This is a genomic window from Vibrio chanodichtyis (genome assembly GCF_028863985.1).
GTDB lineage: Bacteria > Pseudomonadota > Gammaproteobacteria > Enterobacterales > Vibrionaceae > Vibrio > Vibrio chanodichtyis.
In genome coordinates this window covers 44,978-69,785 of sequence record NZ_JARBFT010000011.1, presented here as the reverse complement: position 1 = coordinate 69,785, position 24,808 = coordinate 44,978, and the positions used below count along the sequence as shown (strand labels likewise).

The 24,808-nt window shown below is 37.7% G+C and carries 20 protein-coding genes; 14 read left to right on the top strand and 6 right to left on the bottom strand.

What is annotated here, in order from left to right:
• Nucleotides 1–2 precede the first annotated feature (2 nt).
• The 5 genes from PUN32_RS11135 to rfaD form a co-directional block, all read right to left on the bottom strand.
• Nucleotides 3–1,253 (bottom strand): O-antigen ligase family protein, encoded by a 1,251-nt coding sequence (locus PUN32_RS11135; protein ID WP_274723282.1) that lies wholly within the window; start codon nucleotides 1,251–1,253, stop codon nucleotides 3–5.
• Nucleotides 1,250–2,524 carry a lipid IV(A) 3-deoxy-D-manno-octulosonic acid transferase gene (waaA, locus tag PUN32_RS11130; RefSeq protein WP_274723281.1) on the bottom strand — a complete coding sequence of 425 codons (1,275 nt, stop codon included), beginning with the start codon at nucleotides 2,522–2,524 and terminating at the stop codon, nucleotides 1,250–1,252. Before waaA ends, PUN32_RS11135 begins: the two co-directional genes overlap by 4 nt.
• Nucleotides 2,525–2,532: 8 nt before the next feature.
• Entirely contained in the window at nucleotides 2,533–3,579 is a 1,047-nt protein-coding gene (gene waaF, locus PUN32_RS11125) for a lipopolysaccharide heptosyltransferase II (RefSeq protein ID WP_274723280.1), read from the bottom strand.
• 83 nt (nucleotides 3,580–3,662) lie between these two features.
• Entirely contained in the window at nucleotides 3,663–4,829 is a 1,167-nt protein-coding gene (locus PUN32_RS11120) for a nucleotide sugar dehydrogenase (RefSeq protein WP_274723279.1), read from the bottom strand.
• A gap of 109 nt (nucleotides 4,830–4,938) precedes the next feature.
• A complete protein-coding gene (gene rfaD, locus PUN32_RS11115; RefSeq protein ID WP_274723278.1) occupies nucleotides 4,939–5,883 on the bottom strand; it encodes an ADP-glyceromanno-heptose 6-epimerase in 945 nt (314 codons plus the stop codon).
• A 388-nt stretch (nucleotides 5,884–6,271) separates the two neighbouring features.
• Between rfaD and cysD the strand changes: the two genes are divergently transcribed.
• The 14 genes from cysD to PUN32_RS11045 are packed head-to-tail and all read left to right on the top strand — an operon-like array spanning nucleotide 6,272 to nucleotide 22,810.
• Nucleotides 6,272–7,180 (top strand): sulfate adenylyltransferase subunit CysD, encoded by a 909-nt coding sequence (cysD, locus tag PUN32_RS11110; protein WP_274723295.1) that lies wholly within the window; start codon nucleotides 6,272–6,274, stop codon nucleotides 7,178–7,180.
• Between the two features lie 13 nt (nucleotides 7,181–7,193).
• On the top strand, nucleotides 7,194–8,912 hold the full coding sequence (locus tag PUN32_RS11105) for an SLC13 family permease (RefSeq protein WP_274723277.1): 1,719 nt from the start codon (nucleotides 7,194–7,196) through the stop codon (nucleotides 8,910–8,912).
• 19 nt (nucleotides 8,913–8,931) lie between these two features.
• Entirely contained in the window at nucleotides 8,932–9,555 is a 624-nt protein-coding gene (cysC, locus tag PUN32_RS11100; RefSeq protein ID WP_274723294.1) for an adenylyl-sulfate kinase, read from the top strand.
• Complete coding sequence (locus tag PUN32_RS11095; RefSeq protein ID WP_274723276.1) at nucleotides 9,555–10,520, top strand: DHH family phosphoesterase; 966 nt, start codon at nucleotides 9,555–9,557, stop codon at nucleotides 10,518–10,520. The genes cysC and PUN32_RS11095 overlap by 1 nt, the downstream gene beginning before the upstream one ends.
• Nucleotides 10,521–10,528: 8 nt before the next feature.
• Complete coding sequence (gene cysN / locus PUN32_RS11090; protein ID WP_274723275.1) at nucleotides 10,529–11,941, top strand: sulfate adenylyltransferase subunit CysN; 1,413 nt, start codon at nucleotides 10,529–10,531, stop codon at nucleotides 11,939–11,941.
• A gap of 2 nt (nucleotides 11,942–11,943) precedes the next feature.
• A complete protein-coding gene (locus tag PUN32_RS11085; protein WP_274723274.1) occupies nucleotides 11,944–12,720 on the top strand; it encodes an ABC transporter permease in 777 nt (258 codons plus the stop codon).
• Complete coding sequence (locus tag PUN32_RS11080) at nucleotides 12,720–13,769, top strand: ABC transporter ATP-binding protein (protein WP_274723273.1); 1,050 nt, start codon at nucleotides 12,720–12,722, stop codon at nucleotides 13,767–13,769. The genes PUN32_RS11085 and PUN32_RS11080 overlap by 1 nt, the downstream gene beginning before the upstream one ends.
• A gap of 9 nt (nucleotides 13,770–13,778) precedes the next feature.
• On the top strand, nucleotides 13,779–14,849 hold the full coding sequence (gene rfbB / locus PUN32_RS11075; RefSeq protein WP_274723272.1) for a dTDP-glucose 4,6-dehydratase: 1,071 nt from the start codon (nucleotides 13,779–13,781) through the stop codon (nucleotides 14,847–14,849).
• Nucleotides 14,846–15,712 carry a glucose-1-phosphate thymidylyltransferase RfbA gene (gene rfbA / locus PUN32_RS11070; protein WP_274723271.1) on the top strand — a complete coding sequence of 289 codons (867 nt, stop codon included), beginning with the start codon at nucleotides 14,846–14,848 and terminating at the stop codon, nucleotides 15,710–15,712. Before rfbB ends, rfbA begins: the two co-directional genes overlap by 4 nt.
• 7 nt (nucleotides 15,713–15,719) lie before the next feature.
• Nucleotides 15,720–18,740: a DUF4422 domain-containing protein gene (locus PUN32_RS11065; RefSeq protein WP_274723270.1), complete on the top strand. Its 3,021-nt coding sequence runs from the start codon at nucleotides 15,720–15,722 to the stop codon at nucleotides 18,738–18,740.
• Nucleotides 18,741–18,744: 4 nt separating this feature from the next.
• Complete coding sequence (locus PUN32_RS11060; protein WP_274723269.1) at nucleotides 18,745–19,671, top strand: NAD-dependent epimerase/dehydratase family protein; 927 nt, start codon at nucleotides 18,745–18,747, stop codon at nucleotides 19,669–19,671.
• An 8-nt stretch (nucleotides 19,672–19,679) separates the two neighbouring features.
• On the top strand, nucleotides 19,680–20,810 hold the full coding sequence (glf, locus tag PUN32_RS11055; protein WP_274723268.1) for a UDP-galactopyranose mutase: 1,131 nt from the start codon (nucleotides 19,680–19,682) through the stop codon (nucleotides 20,808–20,810).
• Nucleotides 20,803–21,678 (top strand): glycosyltransferase family 2 protein, encoded by an 876-nt coding sequence (locus PUN32_RS11050; protein ID WP_319946309.1) that lies wholly within the window; start codon nucleotides 20,803–20,805, stop codon nucleotides 21,676–21,678. Before glf ends, PUN32_RS11050 begins: the two co-directional genes overlap by 8 nt.
• Nucleotides 21,653–22,810, top strand: coding sequence for a glycosyltransferase family 4 protein (locus PUN32_RS11045; RefSeq protein ID WP_274723267.1), 1,158 nt, complete (start codon nucleotides 21,653–21,655; stop codon nucleotides 22,808–22,810). The genes PUN32_RS11050 and PUN32_RS11045 overlap by 26 nt, the downstream gene beginning before the upstream one ends.
• Here the strand turns inward: PUN32_RS11045 and PUN32_RS11040 are convergent.
• Nucleotides 22,789–24,657, bottom strand: coding sequence for a polysaccharide biosynthesis protein (locus PUN32_RS11040; RefSeq protein ID WP_274723266.1), 1,869 nt, complete (start codon nucleotides 24,655–24,657; stop codon nucleotides 22,789–22,791). The genes PUN32_RS11045 and PUN32_RS11040 overlap by 22 nt on opposite strands.
• Nucleotides 24,658–24,808 lie beyond the last annotated feature (151 nt).

Below are 24,808 nucleotides of genomic sequence, written 5' to 3'. Positions count from 1 at the left end.
GACTACACGCCCTTGTTTTTAATTGATGACTTATCAAATGTAAGTAATACTAATATAAGTATTAATATGTAATATGATGAGGTCGAGGTGTTCATTAATAATGTTTCTGTAAGTCCTGCTAAAAAAAAAGTGGTTATTAATATACACATTAATAAATGAGAATCAATATTGATTTTTTTCGACTTTAAAAAAATCAAAGACGAAAATATTGGTGTAATGTATAATGAAAATATAATAATTATCCCTATAATCCCTTTCGTCGCCGCACTTGTGCCGATTTCTGTATGAAGAGAGCCTTTACCCATATTTTTTGATAATGTTAAATTTAATTTATTTTCTTTTATTAATTTATTTCTATACTCACCAAGTTGAGTATAGCCTAGGCCTAGAATTGGATTTTCCTTAAAAACTAGCCATGAAAATTTAATCATTTCTATTCTTAAATTTGTTGATGTTTTTTGCTCTGAGTGCAATGCGCTGATATCCTGCATGGCACGAGAGTAAACAGTGGTTTTTGGAATTATTAATAAAAAAATACCAGTTGATATTATTAATATTACAGTACTAATTTGTTTTGTTTTGTGTTTCATTCTAGATATTGTAAAAACAAATAAAACTAAAGATACAGGGATTGTAAGGAATATGACTTTTGAGCCGCTCATAATCCCAGTTGTTAGTGATAAAACAATGGATATAACTGCTATTATAGATAGCTTTGATTTATTTTTCTTTGCGAAGAAAAAAAGAGCAAATGATGAAAATGCAGTATTTATCATGGATTGATAGGCTATGTATAATATTTTTGTTTGATTTCCAAATATTACCCCTTTGAATCTTTCTAATTCATGAATACTTCCCATATAAACAGGGTATATAAGAAAGCTAATTAAGCTAGATAAGAAAATACCAGCAAATAAATATTCAATGTTGATTTTGTTATTAACCAAGCCATATATAATAATGGCACCAGCCAGATATCTTGTAGGAATGTCTAGCGCTGCTAATCTACCACTATCCAATATAACATGGGGTATTGATAACGGTAATATCATTAAAAATGTGATTATAATTAGGATTGTTCCCGGATGGGGTGGGGTTCTGTTTTTTATTATGTTATATATTGAAATTAGTAACAGTATTGATAGGCCAAATACAGTTGATGCATTACCAAATATAGGTAATGATGGTAGGATTATGGCTAAATATGAAAGCAGTTTTTTTTGGTTTTTCATATGTATGATTATATATTTCATGCGGTTCTCTGTATTTGTGACTTTATACATTCCAATGTTTTGGTTACCGCACCATTGTTTTTTTTAAAAAAATCTAAAAGTTTTATTTTATGTGATTTTATTTGCTCATGGTTTTTAAAAAAAATGTTCAACTTAAATTTGATTTGTTTTTCATCAAGGCAAATTGTCATTACATTTAGGTCAATTAACATTTTTGCTATCTCCTGAAAATTATAGTAGCTTGGCCCATTAAGTAGCGGCTTGCCTAATGCGGCGGGTTCAAGCAGATTGTGTCCACCTACTTTATCGCCCAGCAAGCTTCCACCCATAAAGCAGATATCCGCCGCGCTGAGTAGCAGTAACATTTCACCCATGGTATCGGCGAGGTAAACCTGACTATTGGTATCAATTGATGCTGGTGAAGTCCTACGCTGGGTTGTAAAACCGTGTTGAGTACATAGCTCAAATACGCCATCAAACCGTTCTGGATGGCGTGGAACCAAAATCAGTAATGCATCAGGAAAATCGTTTAATAATATTTGGTGTGCATTAAGCACAATGTCGTCTTCACCTTGGTGAGTGCTGGCGGCAATCCATACTGGGCGCTGCGCACCAAGTTGTTGGCGCAGTTGGTGCCCTTGCTCAATAACAGTAGGCGGAATTTCAATATCAAATTTGATTGAGCCGGTAACTTGTACTTGTTCAGGGTGAAAGCCTAGACGGATAAAACGTTCAGCATCACTTGGGTATTGGCAAAGAATTTGGTCAACGTAAGGACGGATCAAGTTAAATAGCGCGGAAAATTTTTGATAGCGCAGATAAGAACGCTCAGAGAGGCGGGCATTAATGACCGTAATGGGAATGTTCTGTTGATGGACAGTCCGTAACGTATTTGGCCACAGTTCGGTTTCCACAATCAACAGCTGTGCTGGTTGCACGGTGCGCAAAAAACGGCGTACACACCAAGCAAAATCCAATGGCATATAACGATGTTCCACCAAATCCCCGAGCTTAGCGATTTGCTCTGCTCCTGTACTGGTTGTGGTAGTAACCAGAATCGTTCGATGCGGTTGAGCTTGTTTCAGTGCTTTAATCACAGGGATTGCCGCAATAGACTCGCCTACAGAAACGGCATGGATCCAAATCGGATGCTGTCCATCAATCTTAGGAGTAAAGCCCCAATGCTCTTTCCAACGTGAACCAAAAGCGGGTTTTTCTGCTCTATTTTTGTACAGAGAATAGAGTAGTAGCGGGCTAGCCAAGATTAAGAGTAGGGTATAGAGCAAACGCATCGTTCGAGTTACTCCTGCTCGGCAAGAGTGAAGTGCTGTAAAGCGTCAATCACCCGTTGCGGTGCAAGTTCTGTCAGACATTTTAAATGGCCTAGTGGGCATTCACGTTTAAAGCATGGTCGACATTCAATATCAGTGTGAATAATTGCCACTTTTTTCGCGAGCGGCGGCGTATATTGAGGCGATGTTGAACCATAAACGCCAACCACCTGACAACCAACTGCGGCTGCAACATGCATTAAGCCAGAATCATTACTGACTACACTTTCGCAGCATGCCAGCATATCGACCGCTTCAATTAAGCTGGTTTTACCAGCGAGATCGACAATATGCTCACGTAAAGCTGGCGCTAGCTGATCGATAATAGCTTGAGTGGTTTTGCTATCTTTCGCTGAACCAAATAGCCACACCTGTTTACCTTGTTCGATCATTGCGCTTGCCACAGCGGCATAATGTTCGCTCGGCCATTGCTTGGCGGGACCAAACTCCGCACCTGGACATAAACCGAGTACTGCTCGTGGTGAATCAAGGCAGAATTTATCACGAGTCAGTTGTTGAATCTGTTTATCAATCGATAGGCTTGGCCGTGGTAATTGCTCAAGGCCACCTAGCGATGATGAATTAACCATCTGTTGGCGTGGATGTGCTAATGCTACATAGCGCTCAACCATATACTGAAAGGCTTTTTTGTTAGAGCGCAAATCATTGATCAGCCCATAGCGCAGCTCGCCTTTCCAACCAGTACGTACCGGAATATTGGCAAACCAAGGAATTAAAGCCGATTTCGCTGAGTTAGGTAAAACATAGGCGTGATCATAATGATTACGCATCAACTTACCAATCGCTCTACGTCCAAGCAGGTTAAAATCGCCATGGCCGAGTGGCATTTCAATTGCCTGATTCACTTCAGGCATGCGCTCTAAAATTGGTTTACACCAAGCAGGGGCCATCACATCAATCACCGCATCAGGGTGTTGCTGTCTTAATTTGATATAGAGTGACTGTGACATCACCATATCGCCGACCCAAGAAGGGGCAATGATTAAATATTTCATCGTTATCTCTTACATCGCTACCTTGTTGTAAATAGCCCGATAATTTAAATTGTTAATCATATAGTTATGAGCTTATTCTGCGTTCAATCCGTCCCAAACAAATCACGAGTGTAAACTTTGTCCGCGACGTCTGTTAGCTCTTTGGTTAAACGGTTAGAGACAATCACATCCGCTTGTTGTTTGAATGCTTCAAGATCTTGAACTACGCGCGAGTGGAAGAAGTGGTCCTCTTTAAGCACTGGTTCGTACACAATCACTTCAATACCTTTGGCCTTGATGCGTTTCATAATGCCCTGAATCGAAGAGGCTCGGAAGTTGTCTGATCCCGCTTTCATTATCAAACGATAAATTCCTACCACTTTAGGTTGGCGTTGAATGATTGAATCGGCGATAAAATCTTTACGAGTGCGGTTGGCATCGACAATCGCGCCAATGATGTTATTCGGCACATCATGGTAGTTGGCTAGTAGTTGCTTGGTATCTTTTGGCAAACAATAACCACCGTAGCCAAACGATGGGTTGTTATAGTGGGTACCAATCCGTGGGTCGAGCCCAACTCCTTCAATGATATGGCGACTATTGAGGCCATGCACTTCGGCATAGGAATCCAGCTCATTAAAGTAAGCAACGCGCATCGCAAGATAAGTGTTCGAGAACAGTTTTACCGCTTCCGCTTCAGTTGAGTTGGTAAACAGCACCGGAATATCTTGCTTGAGCGTACCCTGCACCAACAAGTTAGCGAACGTTTGTGCTCGTTCACTTCGCTCGCCAACAATAATTCGTGAAGGGTAGAGGTTATCGTACAGCGCCTTACCTTCGCGCAAAAATTCAGGTGAAAACAGAATGTTGGAACATTGCAGCTTTTGTTTGAGTTTTTCCGTGTAACCAACTGGAATGGTTGATTTAATCACCATCACTGCCTCTGGATTAATCTCCATCACATCACGCATCACCGCTTCGACTGATGCGGTATTAAAATAGTTAGTGGTGGGATCATAATCGGTTGGCGTGGCAATAATGACAAAACTCGCACCTTGATAGGCGGTGATTTTATCGGTGGTCGCGGTGAAGTTGAGCTCTTTTTCGGTCAGGAACTGTTCAATTTCTTGATCCACAATCGGTGACTGGCGACGATTGAGCATCTCAATTTTTTCTGCATTGATGTCGAGAGCAACGACTTCATTATGTTGGGCTAGAAGTAATGCATTGGACAGACCTACGTACCCAGTTCCTGCTACCGCGATTTTCATACTGTTCTCTCTATTTTGTATTTCACCTTTTCAGGTGAGGGTATGATTGCTTTTATTTTTTCCTCGCCCCCTTTTTTATCATAGGGTGGAGGCGGTTAGGTGAGGTATCTTATTGGCGATTAATTTTCGCCATATATTCTGCGACACCTTGTGCTACGGTTTTAAACTGCACATCGCAGCCTGCACCACGCAGTTTAGTTAGGTCAGCTTGCGTAAACTCTTGATAAGCGCCTTTTAGGTGATCTGGGAATGGAATGGTTTCCACTTCACCGCGGCCATGGAAGGCAATTACTGCGTTAGCCACTTCATTAAACGATTCCGCTTTACCCGTGCCACAGTTAAAAATACCAGAGATGCCATGCTCTAAAAACCACAGGTTGACCGCTGCTACATCGCCGACGTACACGAAATCACGTTTAAAGTGCTCGCTGCCTGCAAACAGTTTTGGATTTTCGCCTGCATTCATTTGATTATTTAAATGGAATGCCACCGACGCCATCGAGCCTTTATGCTGCTCACGTGGGCCATAGACATTGAAATAACGAAAACCGGTAATTTGCGAGAGAGTTTCGCCATGCTGCGCTGCATCTGCCCACAGGCGGCGCACATAGTTATCAAACTGCTGTTTGGAATAACCATACACATTCAGCGCGCCTTCGTATTGTGGTTCTTCAATAAAAGTATCGGTATCACCATAAGTGGCCGCAGAAGAAGCATACAGAAACGGAATTTCGCGCTCTAAACAGTAGTGCAGCAGCTCTTTTGAGTATTCATAGTTATTGAGCATCACATACTTGCCATCCCACTCGGTGGTGGCTGAACAAGCACCTTCATGGAAAATCGCTTCAATTGGCCCGAAATCATCCCCAGCCATGATTTGTGCCAGAAAATCATCTCGGTCCATGTAGTCTGCGATTTGTAGATCAACCAGGTTTTTGAATTTACGACCATTTTTTAAGTGATCAACGACCAGAATATCGGTAATACCACGTTGATTAAGTGCTTGAATGATGTTGCTGCCAATCATGCCAGCGCCGCCAGTGACGATGATCATAACCTTTTTGCCTTATGCTAAATAAATTGGCGAAATAGTAGCAGGAAAGGAAGAGCGAGGAAAGAAAGGGGCTAGAACCTAAACGTCCCTTGTTGCGCAAATTATAGGCGATGGTTTTTACATTGTGATCGCAAGGCGTAAGTTACGCCTTTTGATGACTAGCCCTAAAGAGGTGATTGGTTTAGACTTCGTGACAAATATATTCCAGCACAGCGCATTTAGGTGCGATACCTAAGGGCGGTAGCGTGCCAAAATTTCCATTTCAGGAAGGAAGTCAGTGAGTTCATTTTACGGCCCATATATTTTTTGATGTAATTATAGTTTGGGTTGATGGTGAGTGTTGTTGTTATGATTTTTCAGGTTTTTAGATAGATAGAGGATTAAAATGATTACTTCGAAGCGAATTACTCACTTAAAGCAGCTTGAATCTGAATCAATTCATATTATACGCGAGGTGGTAGCTGAGTTTGATAATCCAGTAATGTTGTATTCTGTAGGTAAAGATTCTTCGGTGATGCTACATCTAGCTAAAAAAGCATTTGCCCCAGGAGTACCACCATTGCCACTTATGCATGTAGATACAACATGGAAATTTAAAGAAATGATTCAGTTTCGCAATTATATGGCGAAAAAACTGGGAATGAATCTTATTGTTCATCAGAATCCAGAAGGCCTAGAAATGAATATAAATCCATTTTTACATGGTAGTTCTAAATATACGGATGTTATGAAAACTCAGGGGCTGACACAAGCGCTTGATAAATATGGGTTTGATGCTGCTTTTGGTGGGGCTCGTCGTGATGAAGAGAAATCTCGGGCAAAAGAACGAGTGTATTCTTTCCGAGATGAGCATCATCGTTGGGATCCTAAAAGCCAGCGGCCGGAGTTATGGAATATCTATAACGGGCGAGTAAATAAAGGCGAAAGTATTCGCGTTTTCCCATTGTCTAACTGGACAGAACTGGATATTTGGCAATATATCTATCTAGAAAATATCGAGATACCAGAGCTCTATTTTGCGAAGAAGCGTCCTGTTGTGGAGCGTGGTGGCATGTTAATAATGGTTGATGATGAACGGATGATCCTAGATAAGGGAGAGCAAATTCAAGAAAAAATGGTGCGTTTTCGTACCTTGGGTTGTTATCCATTGACTGGGGCTATTGAGTCAAAAGCGACAACGTTACCTGAGATTATTCAGGAAATGTTGCTCACGACGACATCAGAGCGTCAGGGGCGGGCGATTGATCACGACTCTTCGGGTTCGATGGAAAAGAAAAAACGCGAAGGTTATTTTTAAATTCAGGTCTGATATGGTTACCACTGCGCTTATTATTGTTGGTCTGTTGATTGGGTTGATTTTAACCCGGGTGAGCCCCTCGGTTCTTTTTGTTGTGGCGATTGGTGGCCTGTATGCTAGTGGTAAGATTGAGCAGAGTGATATTTTACGGAATCTGGTCAACCCATCTGTGCTGGTGCTAATTCTTCTGATGATTGTTTCTCTGGCCTTGGAACGTTCAGCTATTCTGCCTTGGTTATCGAGCCGAGTTTTTTTGCCTGATTATAAAGCGACGCTGTTTCGTCTTGGTTTGACGACGGCTTTGAGCTCAGCATTTTTAAACAATACGGCGGTGGTTGCGACACTAATGTCGGCGGTTCAGCGTAATCAGGAACATTCGGCCTCACGTTTATTGTTACCGCTTTCATATTTCGCCATTCTAGGCGGTACTATTACTCTTATCGGTACTTCGACCAATCTTGTCGTTAACGCATTGTTGGTGAGCAATGATCTCCCCGCGCTGCATTTTTTGACCTTTGTCCCAGTTGGGCTCATGTTATTGATTGGTGTCGGGCTGGTGACTACCATCAGCGTGCGCGGTTTATCTGCTGTTAACTACCGACAGCCAGAAGTGGATTCGTATTTTATTGACGCGGAAGTGAAGCATACGAGTAAACTGGTGGGGCGTAGTGTTCGGCAAAATGGATTACGTGCTTTAGATGGGTTATTTCTAGCTGAGATTGTGCGCGATCAGGTGCTGATTTCGCCTGTTACACCGGAAACAGTGATTTGTGCCAATGATAAATTAGTATTTACTGGTGATGTTAAGCATGTAGGACAGATACAGAAGCTAGATGGTGTGGAAGTTTTTGCAGACTTCAGTCAGTTGTTGACCAGTAATTTGACGGAAGTAATTGTTAGCCCTGAATCTGTACTGATTAACCGTACTTTAAAAAGTAGTGACTTCCGTTCACGTTTTGATGCTGCTGTGGTGGCGATTAACCGCCAGGGACAACGTTTATCTGGCAAGTTGGGTGAACAGAAAATTCAGGCTGGTGATAAGTTAGTACTCGCAGTCGGCAACGATTTCAGTAAACGTCAGAATTTAAGCCGCAATTTCTTTTTTATTTCAGGAAAGCAAATACTTACTCCTTACAGCTTGTGGCAGAACGTAGTAGTAGTAGGTGGATTTATTACAACCATCTTGTGTTCTGTGATGACGCCACTATCTTTGCTTGAATCGCTGGTCGGTTATCTGGCCGTACTTGTGTTTAGCGGGTTGTTGGATGGAACGACGATTCGCCGTCGTTTTCCATTTGAACTATGGTTGATTCTGGTTTGTGCGCTTTCAATCGCACAAGCTTTTACCAATTCGGGAGTAGCAGGTTGGATTTCGTCTTCGGTTGTCGGGCTTTTAGGGCATGGTGTTTCTCCTTATTTTGCCTTAGTAATTGTTTTTATTGTGACTGTGTTATTAACGGAAGTCATTACTAACACCGCTGCTGCCGCAATTATGGTGCCCATCGGATTGACGCTGGCACAGGCTTATTCAGTGAATATGATGCCTTTCGTGATGGCTGTAGCTTATGCAGCTAGCGCTTGTTTCATAAGCCCGTATGGATATCAAACCAACTTAATGGTAATGAATGCAGGTAATTACCAATTCAGTGATTTCATCAAAGCTGGCTGGAAAGTATCGCTCACTTATATGGTGATTGCGCTCGTGACTATTCCGATGTTTTTCCCATTTTAATAACGATGATTATTCTGTGATGACCAATCAAAAACAAATAGTTAATGCAGTATCGGAGGATATTGTCTGGCATAACACTACGGTTAGGCATCAAGACCGTGTAGCACAAAAACAGCAGACCCCTGTTGTTCTGTGGTTCACCGGGCTGAGTGGATCCGGTAAGTCGACTGTAGCGAATGCAGTCGAGGATCGTTTACTTAAACTAGGTAAACACAGCTATTTGCTTGATGGCGATAATCTTCGTTATGGCTTGAATAGAGATCTAGGATTTAGTGATGCGGATCGAGTTGAAAATATTCGCCGTATTGGTGAGGTTGCGAAGTTGTTTGTTGACTCTGGCATGATTGTACTCACAGCTTTTATCTCGCCGTTTACCGCCGATCGTAGGCTGGTGCGCGATCTACTTCTTGATGGTCAGTTCCTAGAAGTATTTGTTGATACTCCGCTTGCTGTGTGTGAACAGCGAGATCCTAAGGGTTTATATAAGAAGGCAAGAGCTGGAAAAATTAAGCATTTCACTGGGATTGATTCAGACTATCAGGTTCCTGAGAATGCAGATATTCATATTCAAACGGCCAATCAGTCGGTTGCACAGTGTGCTGAACAGGTTATTCAGCACCTGATTCAGCAAGGATATATCTAATGCATTACGATGTGTTTAATGGTGATGCAGACGGCATTATTGCGTTGCTGCAACTACGCTTGGCTGAGCCTAAAAGCAGCCGGTTAATTACTGGAGTTAAGCGAGATATTCAACTGTTAGAGGAAGTTGTGCGATGCAATGATGTAGATTCGGTGACGGTACTCGATATTTCAATGGAAAAAAATCACACATCGTTACGAAAACTGCTTGGCCGTGGGATTGAGGTTTTCTATTGTGATCACCATCGTAGTGGAGAGATTCCAATTACGGAAAATCTTCATACATTGATTAATCTGGATGCAGAAATGTGTACCAGTTTGTTGATCAATCAGTATCTTAACGGGCGCTATGTTCATTGGGCAATCGCTGCCGCGTTTGGGGATAATTTGTTTAAGCCAGCCTTTAGTCTAGCAAAACAACTCAACTTATCACAACAAGCCACAGCGTTCTTACAAGAGCTGGGCACGCTAATCAATTATAATGGTTATGGTGCTGAGGTGGCCGATCTCCACATTCAACCTGCGGAGCTGTTTCGTATGTTGATTCGTTATGAAAGCCCTTTCGAATTAATGGATGCTATCGATTCGCCATTTTTTACTTTAAAGCAGGGTTATACACAGGATTATACATGTGCTATGGAGCAAAAGGTGGCCTACTGCGATACAAATTGTGAAGTGTACGAATTGCCATCGGAACCTTGGGCAAGACGTATAAGCGGTGTGTTTGCCAATCAGCTGGCCAATCACAATCCCGATAAAGCCCATGCAGTTCTAACATTAAACCCTAACGGAAATGACTACACAGTTAGTCTGCGTGCACCACTGAACAAGCGGATGGGAGCGGATGAACTGTGCAGTCAATTTGCTACGGGCGGTGGGCGTAAGGCTGCCGCTGGTATTAATAAGTTACCTGTGGCTGTGAAAAATGATTTCATCAGTGCACTTACTCAGTTTTATACACAATAGGTAGAATTATGTCCCACTCTTCGGAACTGATAGCTAAAAATATTGAAGCGTATCTAAAGGTACATGAAAACAAGGATTTATTGCGTTTTTTGACCTGTGGTAACGTCGATGATGGTAAGTCTACTTTAATTGGTCGCCTACTGTTTGATTCTAAATTAATTTATGAGGATCAGATGGCTGCGATCGAAAAAGACTCGCAAAAATTCAACACTACCAATGAAGCGTTTGATTTAGCTCTGTTGGTCGATGGTCTGCAGTCTGAGCGAGAGCAGGGTATTACTATTGATGTGGCTTACCGTTATTTCTCTACAGATAAACGTAAATTTATTATTGCTGATACACCGGGGCATGAGCAGTATACCCGAAATATGGTCACCGGTGCCTCGACCTGTGATTTAGCGATTGTAATGGTTGATGCGCGTCGTGGAATTCAGACACAGACCCGACGTCACAGTTACATTTGTTCTTTGCTCGGAATTAAACACATTATTGTGGCAGTGAACAAAATGGATCTAATGGAATACAGCCAAGAGATTTATCAATGTATTAAGGCCGATTACAGCGAGATGGCAAAAGATTTCAAAATTGATGATATCCATTTTGTACCTATTTCAGCTTTGAAAGGCGATAATGTAGTGGCGCCGAGTGAGCAGATGAAGTGGTACCTAGGGGCGACCTTAATGGAGTTACTTGAAACGATTAAGGTGTCTAAAGATAAAGATCTAGAACATATGCGTTTCCCTATTCAGTATGTGAATCGGCCAAATTTAGATTTTCGAGGGTTCTGCGGTACGCTGGCATCTGGAATTGTTCAAGTGGGTGATAATGTCACGGCCTTGCCATCAGGTAAGACATCGATAGTAAAATCGATTTACACCTACGACGGTGAGCTTAAATCTGCCCATCCTGGTTTGGCAATTACCTTGAGGTTGGAAGATGAGATCGATATTTCGCGTGGCGATATGTTAGTGCACAGTGGCAGTGGAGCCACAGTGACCCGTCAGTTCGAAGCGCATATGGTGTGGATGGGTGAAACACCGCTGTTTGCTAATAAAGAGTATCTATTCAAATTCGCCACTAAAAGTTGTAATGGCAAGGTCGCAGTCATCAAGCATAAAGTGGATGTGAATACACTGGAGAAATACGCAGAGCAGGCTGAAAGCCTGGTGCTGAATGAAATTGGCTTAACTCGGGTTCAACTGACCGATAAGGTGGTATTGGATGAATACAATAGGTTGCCACAAACCGGTGCTTTTATTGTGATTGATCGCCAAAGTAATGTGACAGTCGGGGCGGGTATGGTTGATTCTGTGCTCAGTGATAATCAACTGCCGACCTCGCCCCAATACAGTAAAGCGGAAAAGGAGCTAAACGCTTATATTCGTAAAAACTATCCTGAATGGAGTTGCTTGGAAATTTGATTATGCATTCAATACAATTAAAGCGCACATTAGAGCTTATTTGGGTTAAAGCTAGTTTGAATTTACGCTCTGAAGCGTCAGTTAACTATTTAAGCTACGCTTGGTGGGTCATTGAACCATTACTCCATATGGTAGTTTATTATGTGGTATTTTCCTTTTTACTCGCCAGAGGAGGAGAAAATTATGTCGCTTTCTTGCTAACCGGTTTAATTCCATGGTTGTGGTTTTCAAAAACGATTAGTCATACAATGAGCAGCATTTTACATGGTAAGGAGTTGATGAATCAGCTTTACATTCCAAAGTTATTTTTTCCATTAACATTCGTCGTACAAGATTCAGTTAAACAGATTATTGTATTTATTCTGCTATTAAGTTTCCTTTTTCTTTACGGTATTTCACCATCACTAGTTTGGTTACATAGTATCCCAATTATATTTGTTCAATTTTTATTGATTATTGGTTGCTCATTGATTGCGGCATTGTTGGTTCCTTTTGTGCGTGATATGTCTTTTATTATTCCAACAGGGTTGCAATTTATGATGTTCTGTTCGGGCATTTTTTTTAGCCATCACGACATTCCAGAGATTGCGATTAATTATTTTTTCTTAAACCCTATGGCTGTTATATTAGTGGCATTTCGTGATGTTTTAGTAGATGGAGTTACTCCAAACTATGAACGGCTTGGTTTTGTTGCAATATTTAGTATGGCTTTGATTGCGCTGGCTACATTAGCATATAAAAAGTTAGAATATATCTTGCCTAGAGTGGTTTTAGAATAATGGCAAAAGAACAAGACAAAATTATTGAACTAAAAAATGTTGGCGTAACATACAAAGAACGAAAATCATTTTTTAAATATGAATATTACCAAGCGTTGAAAGATGTTTCTTTTGATGTATACAAAGGTGAAACGCTAGGTGTTATCGGTAGAAATGGTGCTGGTAAATCAACATTATTACGTTTACTTGCTGGAATTATTAAGCCTGATAAAGGTGCGGTGATTCACCATTGTAGAAGTGTTTCTTTGATGGCATTGGCTGCAGGATTTGATCCTAATTTATCTGGTCGTCAAAATGCAATTATTAGTGGTATGTTAATTGGCTATAGCAAGAGGGATATTATAGAAAAGCTTGATGAGATTAAGCTATTTTCTGAACTGCAAAATTTTTTTGAAAAACCAGTTAAAATATATTCTTCAGGCATGAGAGCCAGGCTTGCATTTTCAATAGCAATATATGTATCTCCAGATGTACTTCTGATTGATGAAGTGCTAGGTGTTGGTGATGTAAGTTTTAAGCAAAAAGCAGAGCAGGCTTTGGAAGAAAAAATTGCATCCGATATTACTGTTATTATTGTAAGTCATTCAGAGCATCAAATAAGTCGCCTCGCACCAAGGGTTGTATGGATTGATGCTGGTAAGGTTCGCAAGCAAGGTTTAGCCGAAGAGGTCTTTGCTGAATATAATTTAAATAGTAAATTCTCAACTTTTGGCCTTCAGGTTGAAAAATTTACTCAAAATTATGATTATTTATTTTGGTTTGAACAACTAGAGGTTGTAAATGATCAAATTCGTTTTAATTGTGTTGTCATCGACCAAAAAGATAGGCAGTTAGGCCATTTTACTTCGATGGTACTTGATAAAAAAATATCAGAACTTAAAGGACCAACTCAAACACCTGGTTATAAAGCTCGTTATCCACATTTACAACAGGCTACTAAGGCTCGTTATCATAATGGTTTGATAAATATTGGCCAAGAAACCATATTAATAATAGAAGCCGATGGAGTCGAAGCTGAATTATTAAGAATTAAGATTAAATCAAGTTAAAGGTATATTATGAAATTATTAGTGACAGGTGGTGCTGGTTTTATTGGTTCTGCCGTTGTGCGTCATATTATTCAAAAAACGCAAGATTCTGTAGTTAATGTTGATAAGCTTACTTATGCTGGTAACTTGGAATCTTTGACTTCCATCGCTGGAAATAATCGTTACATATTTGAGAATGCGGATATTTGTGATAAAGCTGAAATGGAACGTATTTTTTCACTGCATCAACCCGATGCGGTAATGCACTTGGCTGCAGAATCCCACGTAGATCGTTCAATTGATGGACCGGCAGAATTTATCAAAACTAATATTTTTGGTACTTATACTTTACTTGAGGCTACACGTAGTTATTGGAACAAACTAGATGGTGATAAAAAATCAGAATTTCGGTTTCACCATATTTCTACAGATGAAGTATATGGAGATTTAGAGGGAACTGATGAATTATTTACGGAGAAAACACCGTATGAGCCATCATCACCATATTCAGCCTCAAAAGCATCAAGTGATCATTTAGTTCGTGCCTGGTTACGAACTTACGGTTTACCAACGATTGTGACTAACTGTTCTAACAATTACGGACCGTACCATTTCCCTGAAAAATTGATTCCACTAGTAATTCTTAATGCATTGGATGGCAAAGCATTGCCGGTTTATGGTGATGGCATGCAAATTCGTGATTGGTTATTTGTCGAAGATCATGCCCGTGCTCTTTATAAAGTTGTGACAGAAGGAAAAATCGGTCAAACATATAATATTGGTGGTCACAATGAAAAAGCAAATATTGAAGTAGTGAAAAATATTTGTTCATTACTAGAAGAGTTAGTTCCAAATAAACCAGAGGGTGTAGATTATTATCAAGATCTTATTACTTATGTGAAAGATCGCCCTGGGCACGATGTTCGTTATGCAATTGATGCGAGTAAAATCGAACACGAACTTGGTTGGAAACCGCAAGAAACCTTTGAAAGCGGTATCCGTAAAACAGTTGAATGGTATTTGAATAACAAAATGTGGTGGAGTCGTGTGTTAGATGGATCGTACAGTATGGAACGCTTAGGAGTAGGAGAACAACAGTGAAAGGTATCATTTTAGCCGGTGGTTCAGGTACTCGCTTATACCCACTTACACGTGGTGTATCTAAACAACTTTTGCCAATTTATGATAAGCCGATGATCTACTATCCACTCTCAACACTAATGCTAGCTGGAATTCGGGATATTTTAATTATAACCACACCTGAAGATCATGACAGCTTTGTCCGGTTACTTGGTGATGGTAGGAATTTTGGCATAAATTTACAATATGGTGTCCAGCCAAGCCCTGATGGATTAGCTCAAGCCTTTTTGATTGGTGAAGAATTCATTGGTAATGATTCGGTATGCCTAGTACTTGGTGACAATATTTTTTATGGTCATACGTTTAGCCAGACGTTGACAAATGCTGCTGCAAGAAAAATGGGGGCAACCGTATTTGGTTATCAGGTTAAAGATCCGGAACGTTTTGGTGTTGTTGAGTTCGATAGCAATATGAAGGCAATTTCTATCGAAGAAAAACCCGTCAAACCCAAATCTAATTTTGCAGTAACCGGGTTATATTTTTATGATAATCGAGTCATTGAATTTGCAAAACAGGTAAAACCTTCACATCGAGGCGAGTTGGAAATTACTGCGATTAATGACATGTATTTAAAAGATAGTTCTCTCAATGTTGAGTTACTAGGCCGTGGTTATGCGTGGCTAGATACAGGAACTCATGAAAGCCTCCATGAAGCATCTTCATTTGTACAAACAATAGAGCATGTTCAAGGCTTAAAGGTGGCATGTTTAGAAGAGATTGCTTGGCGCAAAGGATGGTTAACTGATTCTGAGATAGAGATGATTGCAAAACCAATGCTTAAAAATGAATATGGTAGATATTTGTCAAAAATAATATCAGGATAAAGATACTGTGAATAAAATTTGTTATTTACATCTAGGTATGCCTAAAACAGCATCGACCTCAATTCAAGACACTTTATATAAAAACAAAAAAAAAATAAAGGAAAAATTTGGGATTCATTATTTTTTTGAATGTATTGATGGTTTGGAAAGTTCAACGAATTGCGGTTTGACTTTAATGAAAGCATTAAGGTTTTATAATCGAGAAATTAAAATAAAATTATTTTCTGGCTTTTTAAATCCTAGTTGTGATAGAGATATAGATCATTATGAAAATTTTATAAGGCAATTGAAAGAGAATGAAAAAATACTAATCTCTAGTGAGATTTTATTTTATGAAGATAGTTCAGTCTTGATTGAGTTAAATAAGATAATTTTAAGTCACGGGTATGAAATAAAACCAATAATATATGCCAGAGAGCCTAGTTCATATTTATCTAGTATATTTCAGCAAATGATAAAAGTAACACCTCCCAATAGAAGCTTAACTGTGCAATTAAAAAATCAATTATGCCATATGGAAAAAATAATAAAGCTATATGATGGTCAATTGATTTTAAGAGAGTTCAATAAAAAAATATTTCATTGTGGTAATATCATTTCCGATTTCTTGAATATTTTAGGTGTAAATGACGGTTATGATGAAATCGAAGAGGTTAGGTCAAATGAGGGTTTAAGTAGACTATCAGTATCAATTGGTTACATGTTGCATAAGCATCAGATTCCAATGGATCTTGATATTGAAAAAAGGTATGACCCAGTACATACATTTTTTCTAAATGAATTAAACTCTAGCGTATTAAATAAACATTCTAAATTTGAATTAGTTAATAATTGCTTTGATGAAGAGTATGGAATCTCAAAATATAACAGTATTTTGATGTCAAAATATAAAGTTTCATTTGATGAAAAGCAGAAGTATAAAAGTGTTGATTTTGATGAATTATTAACAGTGTGTGATTCGAATTTGATTGAATTGTTGGAGGAGGCTGAGAGTAAACTAAATGATCTAGGGTATTTAGTAAATAGAGTAAAGTATAAAAATAAAATGAATACTTATGAGTTGCTTTTAAGGATAAAAAGCACATATAAATTAATATATGGGATCAGAATGGAAATGTATTTATCTAGTTTAGAGAAAAAAAATATAAAAATATATACCACTCATTATAAAAAGGATCAAATAATCGACTCAGGCATAATTACTCCAATTCATGTTGGATGTAATACTTCAGATAATTCTTATTATGAAGTTGATGATTGTTCTGGTGATAATATATCACAAAGAAATGCAACTTTCTGTGAATTAACTGCCCATTATTGGGTTTGGAAAAATAAATTAGATTCTAATTATATTGGGTTTATGCATCACCGTCGCCATTTGTGTTTTAATGAAAATAATCATGATAAAAAAAATGCATGGGGTTTAATGTGTTATCAAGAAATCAATGATGATTACATAACGCGTTGTGGTCTTGATGATAAGACGATTCAAAAATGCTTAATGAATAATGATATATTGATTGCAGAGCAATGGGATGTGAGAATAACCGGAAATAAAAACAATTATGATCTCTATAAAAACACTAGTTTTTTACATATTGAAGATTATGATAAAGCTTTAAATATTCTTATACACAAATACCCCGAATATAAATATTATGTGGATGAATATAATAATAGTCATTCTGGATTTTATACAAATATATTTATCATGCAAAAAGATATATTTGTAGAATATGCCGAATGGATTTTTTCTATTCTTTTTGAACTGGAAAAATGCATCGACACATCAAAATATTCTGATGATGAAAAACGAGTAATTGGCCATGTGGCTGAAAGATTAGTCGGAATTTATATGTTAAAACTTCTACGTGAAGGTAAGTATAGAATTAAAGAATTAAAAAGGACAATAGTACAAGACACAACACCTAAAAATAATAAATTATCTAAGCTAGATGTTAAAATAAAAGCAATAGCAAGCTTTACTCAAGATGAAAAATATGTACCAATTGTTGTTAATTTTAATGAGGATTATGCTTTTGTAGCAGCTGCTTGTATGCAGTCAATAATATGCAATATTTCTAGTAATCATAATTATGAAATATTTATTCTAGGTAATAAGATTAGTGATAAATCAATCCGTCGATACCATGAAATGGTAGAGTTTATTCCTAATGTCGTATTGTCATACATTGAAATTGGTAATCAATCATTTGTTGAACAGCTTCAAACAAATCAATACTTTTCAGTTGAAACTTATTTTAGATTATTTATTCCAAAGATTTTTTCTAATTTTAAAAAAGTAATATATTTAGACGTAGATATGATTGTTAATAAAGATCTATCCGAGCTATTGCAAGTGAATTTAAGTGATGCATGTATTGCTGCTGTACCGTGTTATGTAATGAAAAGTTTTGTAGAAAATAAAGTAGTTTCAAATAATGAAACTGGGAATTTATCCGCTTCTGATTATTTAAAGAATATATTAAAAATAGAAAATACGCATAACTATATTCAAGCTGGTTTGATTGTTTTTGATAATTACAAATTAAATGATTTTAATTTTATTGAGAAAGTTATTTCAGAGGTTAATTGTACTTATTGGTTTTTAGATCAGGATATTATTAACAAAATATTGTCTGGAAGAATAAAGACATTGCCATATAACTGGAATGTTATGCATGGAAATGAAGATGTGACTCAGTTCATAAAATTACTTCCTGAAAATGAAAAGCATAAATATTTAGAAGCAAGAAAAGAACCTTATATAGTGCACTATGCAGGACCAGCTAAGCCATGGGATAATAAAGATGTTGAGTATTCTGATTTATTTTGGAACTATTTGCAAAAAACAATATGGTTTACTGATATTGTTTTCTACTCTCTGCATTCAGGCAATAATAAATCATCAGGGGCTATATCAATCTATAAAAAAATCGCTAGAAAAATATTTGAAATGATTTTTCCTTACGGATCAGAGCGAAGAGTGATTTTTTCTCGATATTATAAACGCATTAGGGGTCTTTGAGATAATGAAGGAAAGGGTTTTAATTACTGGAGCTGGAGGTTTCATTGGTAAATCTTTAGTTCGTTTTTTATCTGAATTAAATTATGAAGTTATTTGTTTAGATATTTGCCCATGCCCAAAGTCTTTAGAGTTTTTTAAAAAAACGTGGTACCAGAAAAGTTTTATTGACTCCGACATTGGATGCATATTAAAGAGTGTTTCACCAAGTGTTGTTATTCATTTAGCAACCACTTTATTTCCTAATGAATCATTAAAATCTCCTTTGAAAGATTGTTACGAAAATCTTTTTAAAAGTTTAATTTTTTTTGAAGAGTGCTATAAAAATGGAGCGCGTAAGATTATTTACACATCATCTGCCGGAACGGTTTATGGGGAAAGTAGTGATGTGCTATATGAAAATAATCCAACATATCCCAATATTAGTTATGGTGTGACGAAGTTATGTGTTGAACATTACTTGAGAATTATATCTGACAAATATAATAAAAGTTCTATCAGTTTACGTATATCTAACCCATTTGGTGAAGAACAATCCATTATGGGTAATCAGGGTGTTATTCCTATTTTTTTAAATAAAATCTTTAATAAACAACCAATAGAAATATGGGGTGATATAAATGCAACTAGAGATTACATATACATTGAACAATTAGTCAATGCATTTATAGCTGCTATTGATTACCAAGGAACATTCAGAGAATTTAATATAGGTAGTGGAACTAGTTATTCACTAAAGGATATTATAAACATTATTGAGATTGTTTTAGATAAAAAAGCCAAATTAATCATGTCTAATAGAGAGTTTAATAAGCCTAAAAATGTTTCATTATCAATAGATAGAGCTGTTTCAGAATTATCTATTAAAAGAGGTGTGAATATTGAGCATCACATTGCCTCATTGGCTAAATATCATGGTTTTATAAAATTTTAGGTTTGAATATGAATGACAGGAAAATATTAATTGTTGGTGCCGGTTTTAGTGGTGCAACGATTGCTAGAAAATTAGCTGAGCATAATTTTAAAGTAACGGTAGTTGATGAGCGCACTCATATTGCTGGAAACTGTTATGATGAAAGAGATTTAAAGACAGGCATAAATGTACATGTTTATGGTCCACATATATTCCACACTGATAATATAAATGTATGGAATTTCGTAAATAGTTTTGGTTTTTTTAAACCGTATATTACTAGAGTCAAGGCAACTTCTAATGGGCAAGTTTATTCATTGCCAATCAACTTACATACAATTAATCAATTTTATGGTAAAGCACTAACACCAAATGAAGCTAAAAATTTAATATCTAAGGTATCAGACTCTTCGATTAATGAGCCTAAATCATTTAAAGAACAAGCCATTAAATTTGTTGGTCGTGACTTATATGAAGCCTTCTTCAGAGGTTACCCAAAAAAGCAGTGGGGACTTGATACTGACGAGATACCTGCTTCAGTGTTAAAAAGGCTTCCTGTTCGATTTAACTATGATGACAATTATTTTAATCATCAGTATCAGGGGATTCCTGAAAATGGTTATACCTACATTTTTAAAAAAATGCTTGATCATGAGAATATAGAAGTTATTCTTAATACAAAAGTTAACTATAGCTTAATATTGGATAAGCTAGATGGTGCCTATGAGCATGTTTTTTTTACAGGGGCTGTAGATAAACTTTATAATTATAAATTTGGGGTGTTAGAATACAGAACTTTAGATTTTGAGAAGTTTTACGTTAAGGGAGATTATCAAGGTTGTGCTGTGATGTCATATTGTGATGAGGAGATTCCGTATACTCGAATTACGGAACATAAATATTTTACTCCTCACGAGCAACATGATTATTCGGTATGTTATAAAGAGTTTAGTCGATTAGCCGAAAGAAATGACATTCCTTATTATCCAGTTCGGCTAACTAATGGTAACGCCTTGTGGGAAAAATATGAAGAGCTAGTAAGAGGTGAGATAAATATTACATTTGTTGGTCGCTTGGCAACATTTCGCTATATGGACATGGATGTTTGTATTGCCGAGGCATTATCTGTGGTTGATGAATATATAAAAAACAATGCGTAAATTAATTTGTATAATGGTGTCGTTTAACCGGATTAGTAAATTACCGATGGCGATTGGTAATTGTCTGTCTAATGGTGCGGATCATATAATTATTGTGGATAATAATTCTAATGATGAAGTTATCGATTATCTTAATTCGATCAAAGATAGCAACAACATTACAGTTATATTTAATGATATTAATGTAGGCGCATCAAAAGGGTTTATGCAAGCAATAGAGTCTTTGAATGAGGTTTGTGATGTTAAAAATAGTGATGTCATTTTTTTAGATGATGATTCTTATCTATCTAAAGATTTTAAATCTAGACTTTATTACGATGGCGCAAACTTTATATCACCTAGAGTGGTAGATGAGCGTGGTCATATTTTAAAAATGAATCTTCCACTTGTTAAATCGCCATCATCATTTCTTGATGTCCTATTCTATTTATTAAGACGACCAGTGCCTGATGATATCACTAAAAATGTAAATATTGTTTCTGCTTCATTTGTTGGTTTGACAATGCCTGCTGATTTTGCCTGTGAGAATAAGAAAAGCATACCTGAAGATTTCTTTATATATTTTGATGATGTTTATTTTACTTTGAAACTAATAAATGATGGGTATTCAGGAAAATATATTCCATCATTAAATATAATACATGAAACCACAGATTATAAACGTGTTAACTCTGTTATTGTGATTTATCATCTTTTTAGAAATGCAGTTGTAACTCACAAATATATGACATCTTGGTGGTGGATTATTATCTTTGCTAAATTTATAGCTTATAGTGTGGTTATTTTAATTCGTGCTGAGGCAAAAATAGAAATGCTCAAGTATATGTGTTTAGGTATTGTGGATGGAATTAAGCGTATTGGGCGGTAATGATAGTAAAATAATCGTCTTTATTGTAAATGTAGGTTGGTATTTTAATCTGCATTGGTTGGAGCGTGCAGAGTATTTTAAGTCATGTGGTTATTGTATTCATATTATTGGTAATTTTAATGATGTGGAGGTTAAAGATGAGTTAACAGCTAAGGGTTATGTTTGTTATCATTTGGCTATTAAACGAAAAAGTATTAATCCTTTTAAAGAGATTACTAATTTAATTCAGCTTAAAAATTTGTTATCCACAATAAAACCAGATTTGATTCATAGCATTACAATTAAACCAAACATTTATTCTGGGATATTGAATAGGATTATTTTTAATAAGCCAATAATTTACAGTGTTACTGGGCTGGGGGCGGTTTTTAGCTCTTCTAAACTTAAATTTTTCGTGCTGAGGTTCATTGTTGTTAAATTGTATAAACTTGTGTCTGCAGAGAGCGCGCATTTTATTTTTGAGAACAGTGAGGATTACGATTTTTTCAAAAAAATAGACATTTTAAAATATCGTAATGGTTCAGTTATTAAAGGGGCTGGAATTGATTTGATCAAGTTTAAGCCTTCCATCCCACCTATGAATAAAACTATTCTTTTTGCTGCTCGTTTATTAGAAGATAAAGGGTTACGGTGTTTGATAGAGGCGAGAAGGCAACTAGAGGAAAAGGGATTTCAATTATCATTGAATGTCGCAGGGATCATCGATAGTGATGTATCATCAGCGATTCCAATTAAGCAAATTGAACGGTGGTCACAATCCGGTGATATTAACTGGTTGGGTAATGTGAAAGATATGCCTAATTTAATCAGTATGAACGATGTCGTTTGCTTGCCTACAACTTATGGTGAGGGAGTTCCTCGGATTTTGATTGAGGCAGCTTCATGTCAGCGGGCTATTGTGGCAACTGATGTTGCTGGTTGCCGAGAGATTGTTTCTCATGGTGTCAATGGTTATCTAGTGACCCCAAATGATGATATGTTACTTGCCTGTTTTTTGCAGAATTTACTTGAAGATACAAATAAACTGCTTGAATTTGGAATAAATGGAAGAAAAAAAGTAGAAGAAGAGTTTTCTCAAGAGGTTGTTTTTGAAAAAACTCTGCATATATATCAGAAACTTTTAGGAGAATAGCCCGTAGGTGCATTAAGTAAAATACGCTTAATGCATTCCACATCGAAATTATGACAACATACATCAAGTTTTGTCAGTAGATCTTCCATCGCATCACAACTCAGCTTTTCTTCACATGCTGCCATGATTTTTTGATGGCTGGTGCCCTCGACATTCTCTCCGATAAGTAGTTCTTCGTAGAGCTTCTCTCCTGGGCGTAAGCCAGTAAACTTTATTTCAATATCGCCTTCATCACTTTTGCTATCGTAGAACTCTTTCATACCCATCAAGTGGATCATACGTTTGGCCAGGTCGACGATTTTTACTGGCTCTCCCATATTCAGTACAAAAACCTGTCCATTATTACCCATAGCACCAGCCTGAATCACCAACTGTGCAGCTTCTGGGATCAGCATGAAATATCGGATGATATCAGGGTGAGTAACGGTGACTGGCCCACCTTCGCGGATCTGTTTTTTGAATAAGGGTACAACAGAACCTGAAGAGCCTAAAACATTACCGAAACGTACCATGGTAAAAATGGTTGCACTATTTTTATCGGCTAGGGCTTGCAGAACCAGTTCTGCCATCCGCTTGCTTGCACCCATGACATTGGTTGGTCGCACTGCTTTATCCGTTGAAATCAAGGTGAAGTTTTTTACACCCGCTTCAATAGCTGCATTGGCGCAGGCTAATGTGCCAAAAACGTTGTTGCGAATGCCTTCGATAACATTATCTTCAACCAGGGGTACATGTTTATAAGCCGCGGCATGGTAAACCGTTTCAACCTGATGAGCTTGCATGAGTTTTTTGACGCGGTTTTCTCGTTGTACCGAACCAAGTGCCGCAACAATTTTCGTGTTGAGTTTTAAGTTCTGTTTGATTGCTTGTAATTCCTGATCGATGGCATACAAGTTATATTCGTTAAGTTCAAATAACAGTAAGGTTTTAGGTTTTTGAGCTAAGATTTGTCTACACAGTTCCGAACCAATCGAACCTCCCGCGCCAGTGACCATCACAGATTTCTCCGTAATGTTTTTTTGTAGCAGCGCTAAATCAGGTTCAACTGGTGCGCGCCCCAGTAAATCGGCAACATCGAGATCTTGCACATCAGTCGCTTTTGCGCGTCCAGCGGCAATATCTTCCACAGAGGGGACTGATTGAATTTCAATTGGCCAGTGGGAGAGTCTTTCGAGCAGTTTTAGGCGCGCTTGTCTACCGATATTGTTAATCGCAATCAGTAATTTTACTGGTTCATAAAGATTACGTAGTGATTCAAATTCACGGCTGTGATGGACTCGTACTCCAAAAATAATTTCTCCCGCTTTGGCTGGATCATCATCTAGGAAAATTACCGGATGATACTCATCGCCCTGAATTAAGGCATAAGCTAAATCACGTCCGGTTGCACCTGCACCATAAATAAATACATTCGGTTTTTGACGTTTGTAATAGTGGTAGTAGAGGGTGCGGATGAAAATTCTGGGGCCGCCTAGGGTGAGCGTTGCCAGCCCAGCGTAAATGAAAGGTACACTACGAGGAATAAACGCACCAAAGAAAAAGCCACTTAATGCTAGGGTTACCGCAGATATAATGACAGATAAAAAGATATAACCGATGGCGGGTAGCATCATGTAACGCAACACAGCACGATACATTCCGAGCCGAATAAAACAGTATAAAGTGACGCCAGTCGTCACCAGCATACTCAGTAGCTCAGCCCAACCAAAAGCAAATACGAAAGTATCTAAACGGAGTGCGATGGCGGCGTAGAGGGAAAATATTAGTGCCAGCACATCATAAGCTACGGTAATCATACGTTTATGATGGCGCTGTGCGTTTAAGAGTAATTGTATGGGGGTAAACATTACTTCGCAGTTTGCCTTATAATTAGCCAACCCAACAGGTTGATATTGTTATGTGTATTTATTGGTATCGCTCGATTGTAGTTGGCTTGAGAGGCGTTTGCTAGACTGATGATGCCGCTCATTGATAGGGTTTTATAAAAAGATAGGTAAA

What these genes read in the sequence shown, in the direction of transcription:
- PUN32_RS11095 (WP_274723276.1), top strand. Translation starts at nt 9,555, where the DNA reads ATGCATTACGATGTGTTTAATGGTGATGCAGACGGCATTATTGCGTTG.
- PUN32_RS11085 (WP_274723274.1), top strand. Translation starts at nt 11,944, where the DNA reads ATGCATTCAATACAATTAAAGCGCACATTAGAGCTTATTTGGGTTAAA.
- waaA (WP_274723281.1), bottom strand. Translation starts at nt 2,524, where the DNA reads ATGCGTTTGCTCTATACCCTACTCTTAATCTTGGCTAGCCCGCTACTA.
- PUN32_RS11135 (WP_274723282.1), bottom strand. Translation starts at nt 1,253, where the DNA reads ATGAAATATATAATCATACATATGAAAAACCAAAAAAAACTGCTTTCA.
- rfbB (WP_274723272.1), top strand. Translation starts at nt 13,779, where the DNA reads ATGAAATTATTAGTGACAGGTGGTGCTGGTTTTATTGGTTCTGCCGTT.
- cysN (WP_274723275.1), top strand. Translation starts at nt 10,529, where the DNA reads ATGTCCCACTCTTCGGAACTGATAGCTAAAAATATTGAAGCGTATCTA.
- PUN32_RS11105 (WP_274723277.1), top strand. Translation starts at nt 7,194, where the DNA reads ATGGTTACCACTGCGCTTATTATTGTTGGTCTGTTGATTGGGTTGATT.
- PUN32_RS11080 (WP_274723273.1), top strand. Translation starts at nt 12,720, where the DNA reads ATGGCAAAAGAACAAGACAAAATTATTGAACTAAAAAATGTTGGCGTA.
- PUN32_RS11120 (WP_274723279.1), bottom strand. Translation starts at nt 4,829, where the DNA reads ATGAAAATCGCGGTAGCAGGAACTGGGTACGTAGGTCTGTCCAATGCA.
- cysC (WP_274723294.1), top strand. Translation starts at nt 8,932, where the DNA reads ATGACCAATCAAAAACAAATAGTTAATGCAGTATCGGAGGATATTGTC.
- PUN32_RS11040 (WP_274723266.1), bottom strand. Translation starts at nt 24,657, where the DNA reads ATGTTTACCCCCATACAATTACTCTTAAACGCACAGCGCCATCATAAA.
- PUN32_RS11050 (WP_319946309.1), top strand. Translation starts at nt 20,803, where the DNA reads ATGCGTAAATTAATTTGTATAATGGTGTCGTTTAACCGGATTAGTAAA.
- PUN32_RS11045 (WP_274723267.1), top strand. Translation starts at nt 21,653, where the DNA reads ATGGAATTAAGCGTATTGGGCGGTAATGATAGTAAAATAATCGTCTTT.
- waaF (WP_274723280.1), bottom strand. Translation starts at nt 3,579, where the DNA reads ATGAAATATTTAATCATTGCCCCTTCTTGGGTCGGCGATATGGTGATG.
- PUN32_RS11060 (WP_274723269.1), top strand. Translation starts at nt 18,745, where the DNA reads ATGAAGGAAAGGGTTTTAATTACTGGAGCTGGAGGTTTCATTGGTAAA.
- glf (WP_274723268.1), top strand. Translation starts at nt 19,680, where the DNA reads ATGAATGACAGGAAAATATTAATTGTTGGTGCCGGTTTTAGTGGTGCA.
- rfaD (WP_274723278.1), bottom strand. Translation starts at nt 5,883, where the DNA reads ATGATCATCGTCACTGGCGGCGCTGGCATGATTGGCAGCAACATCATT.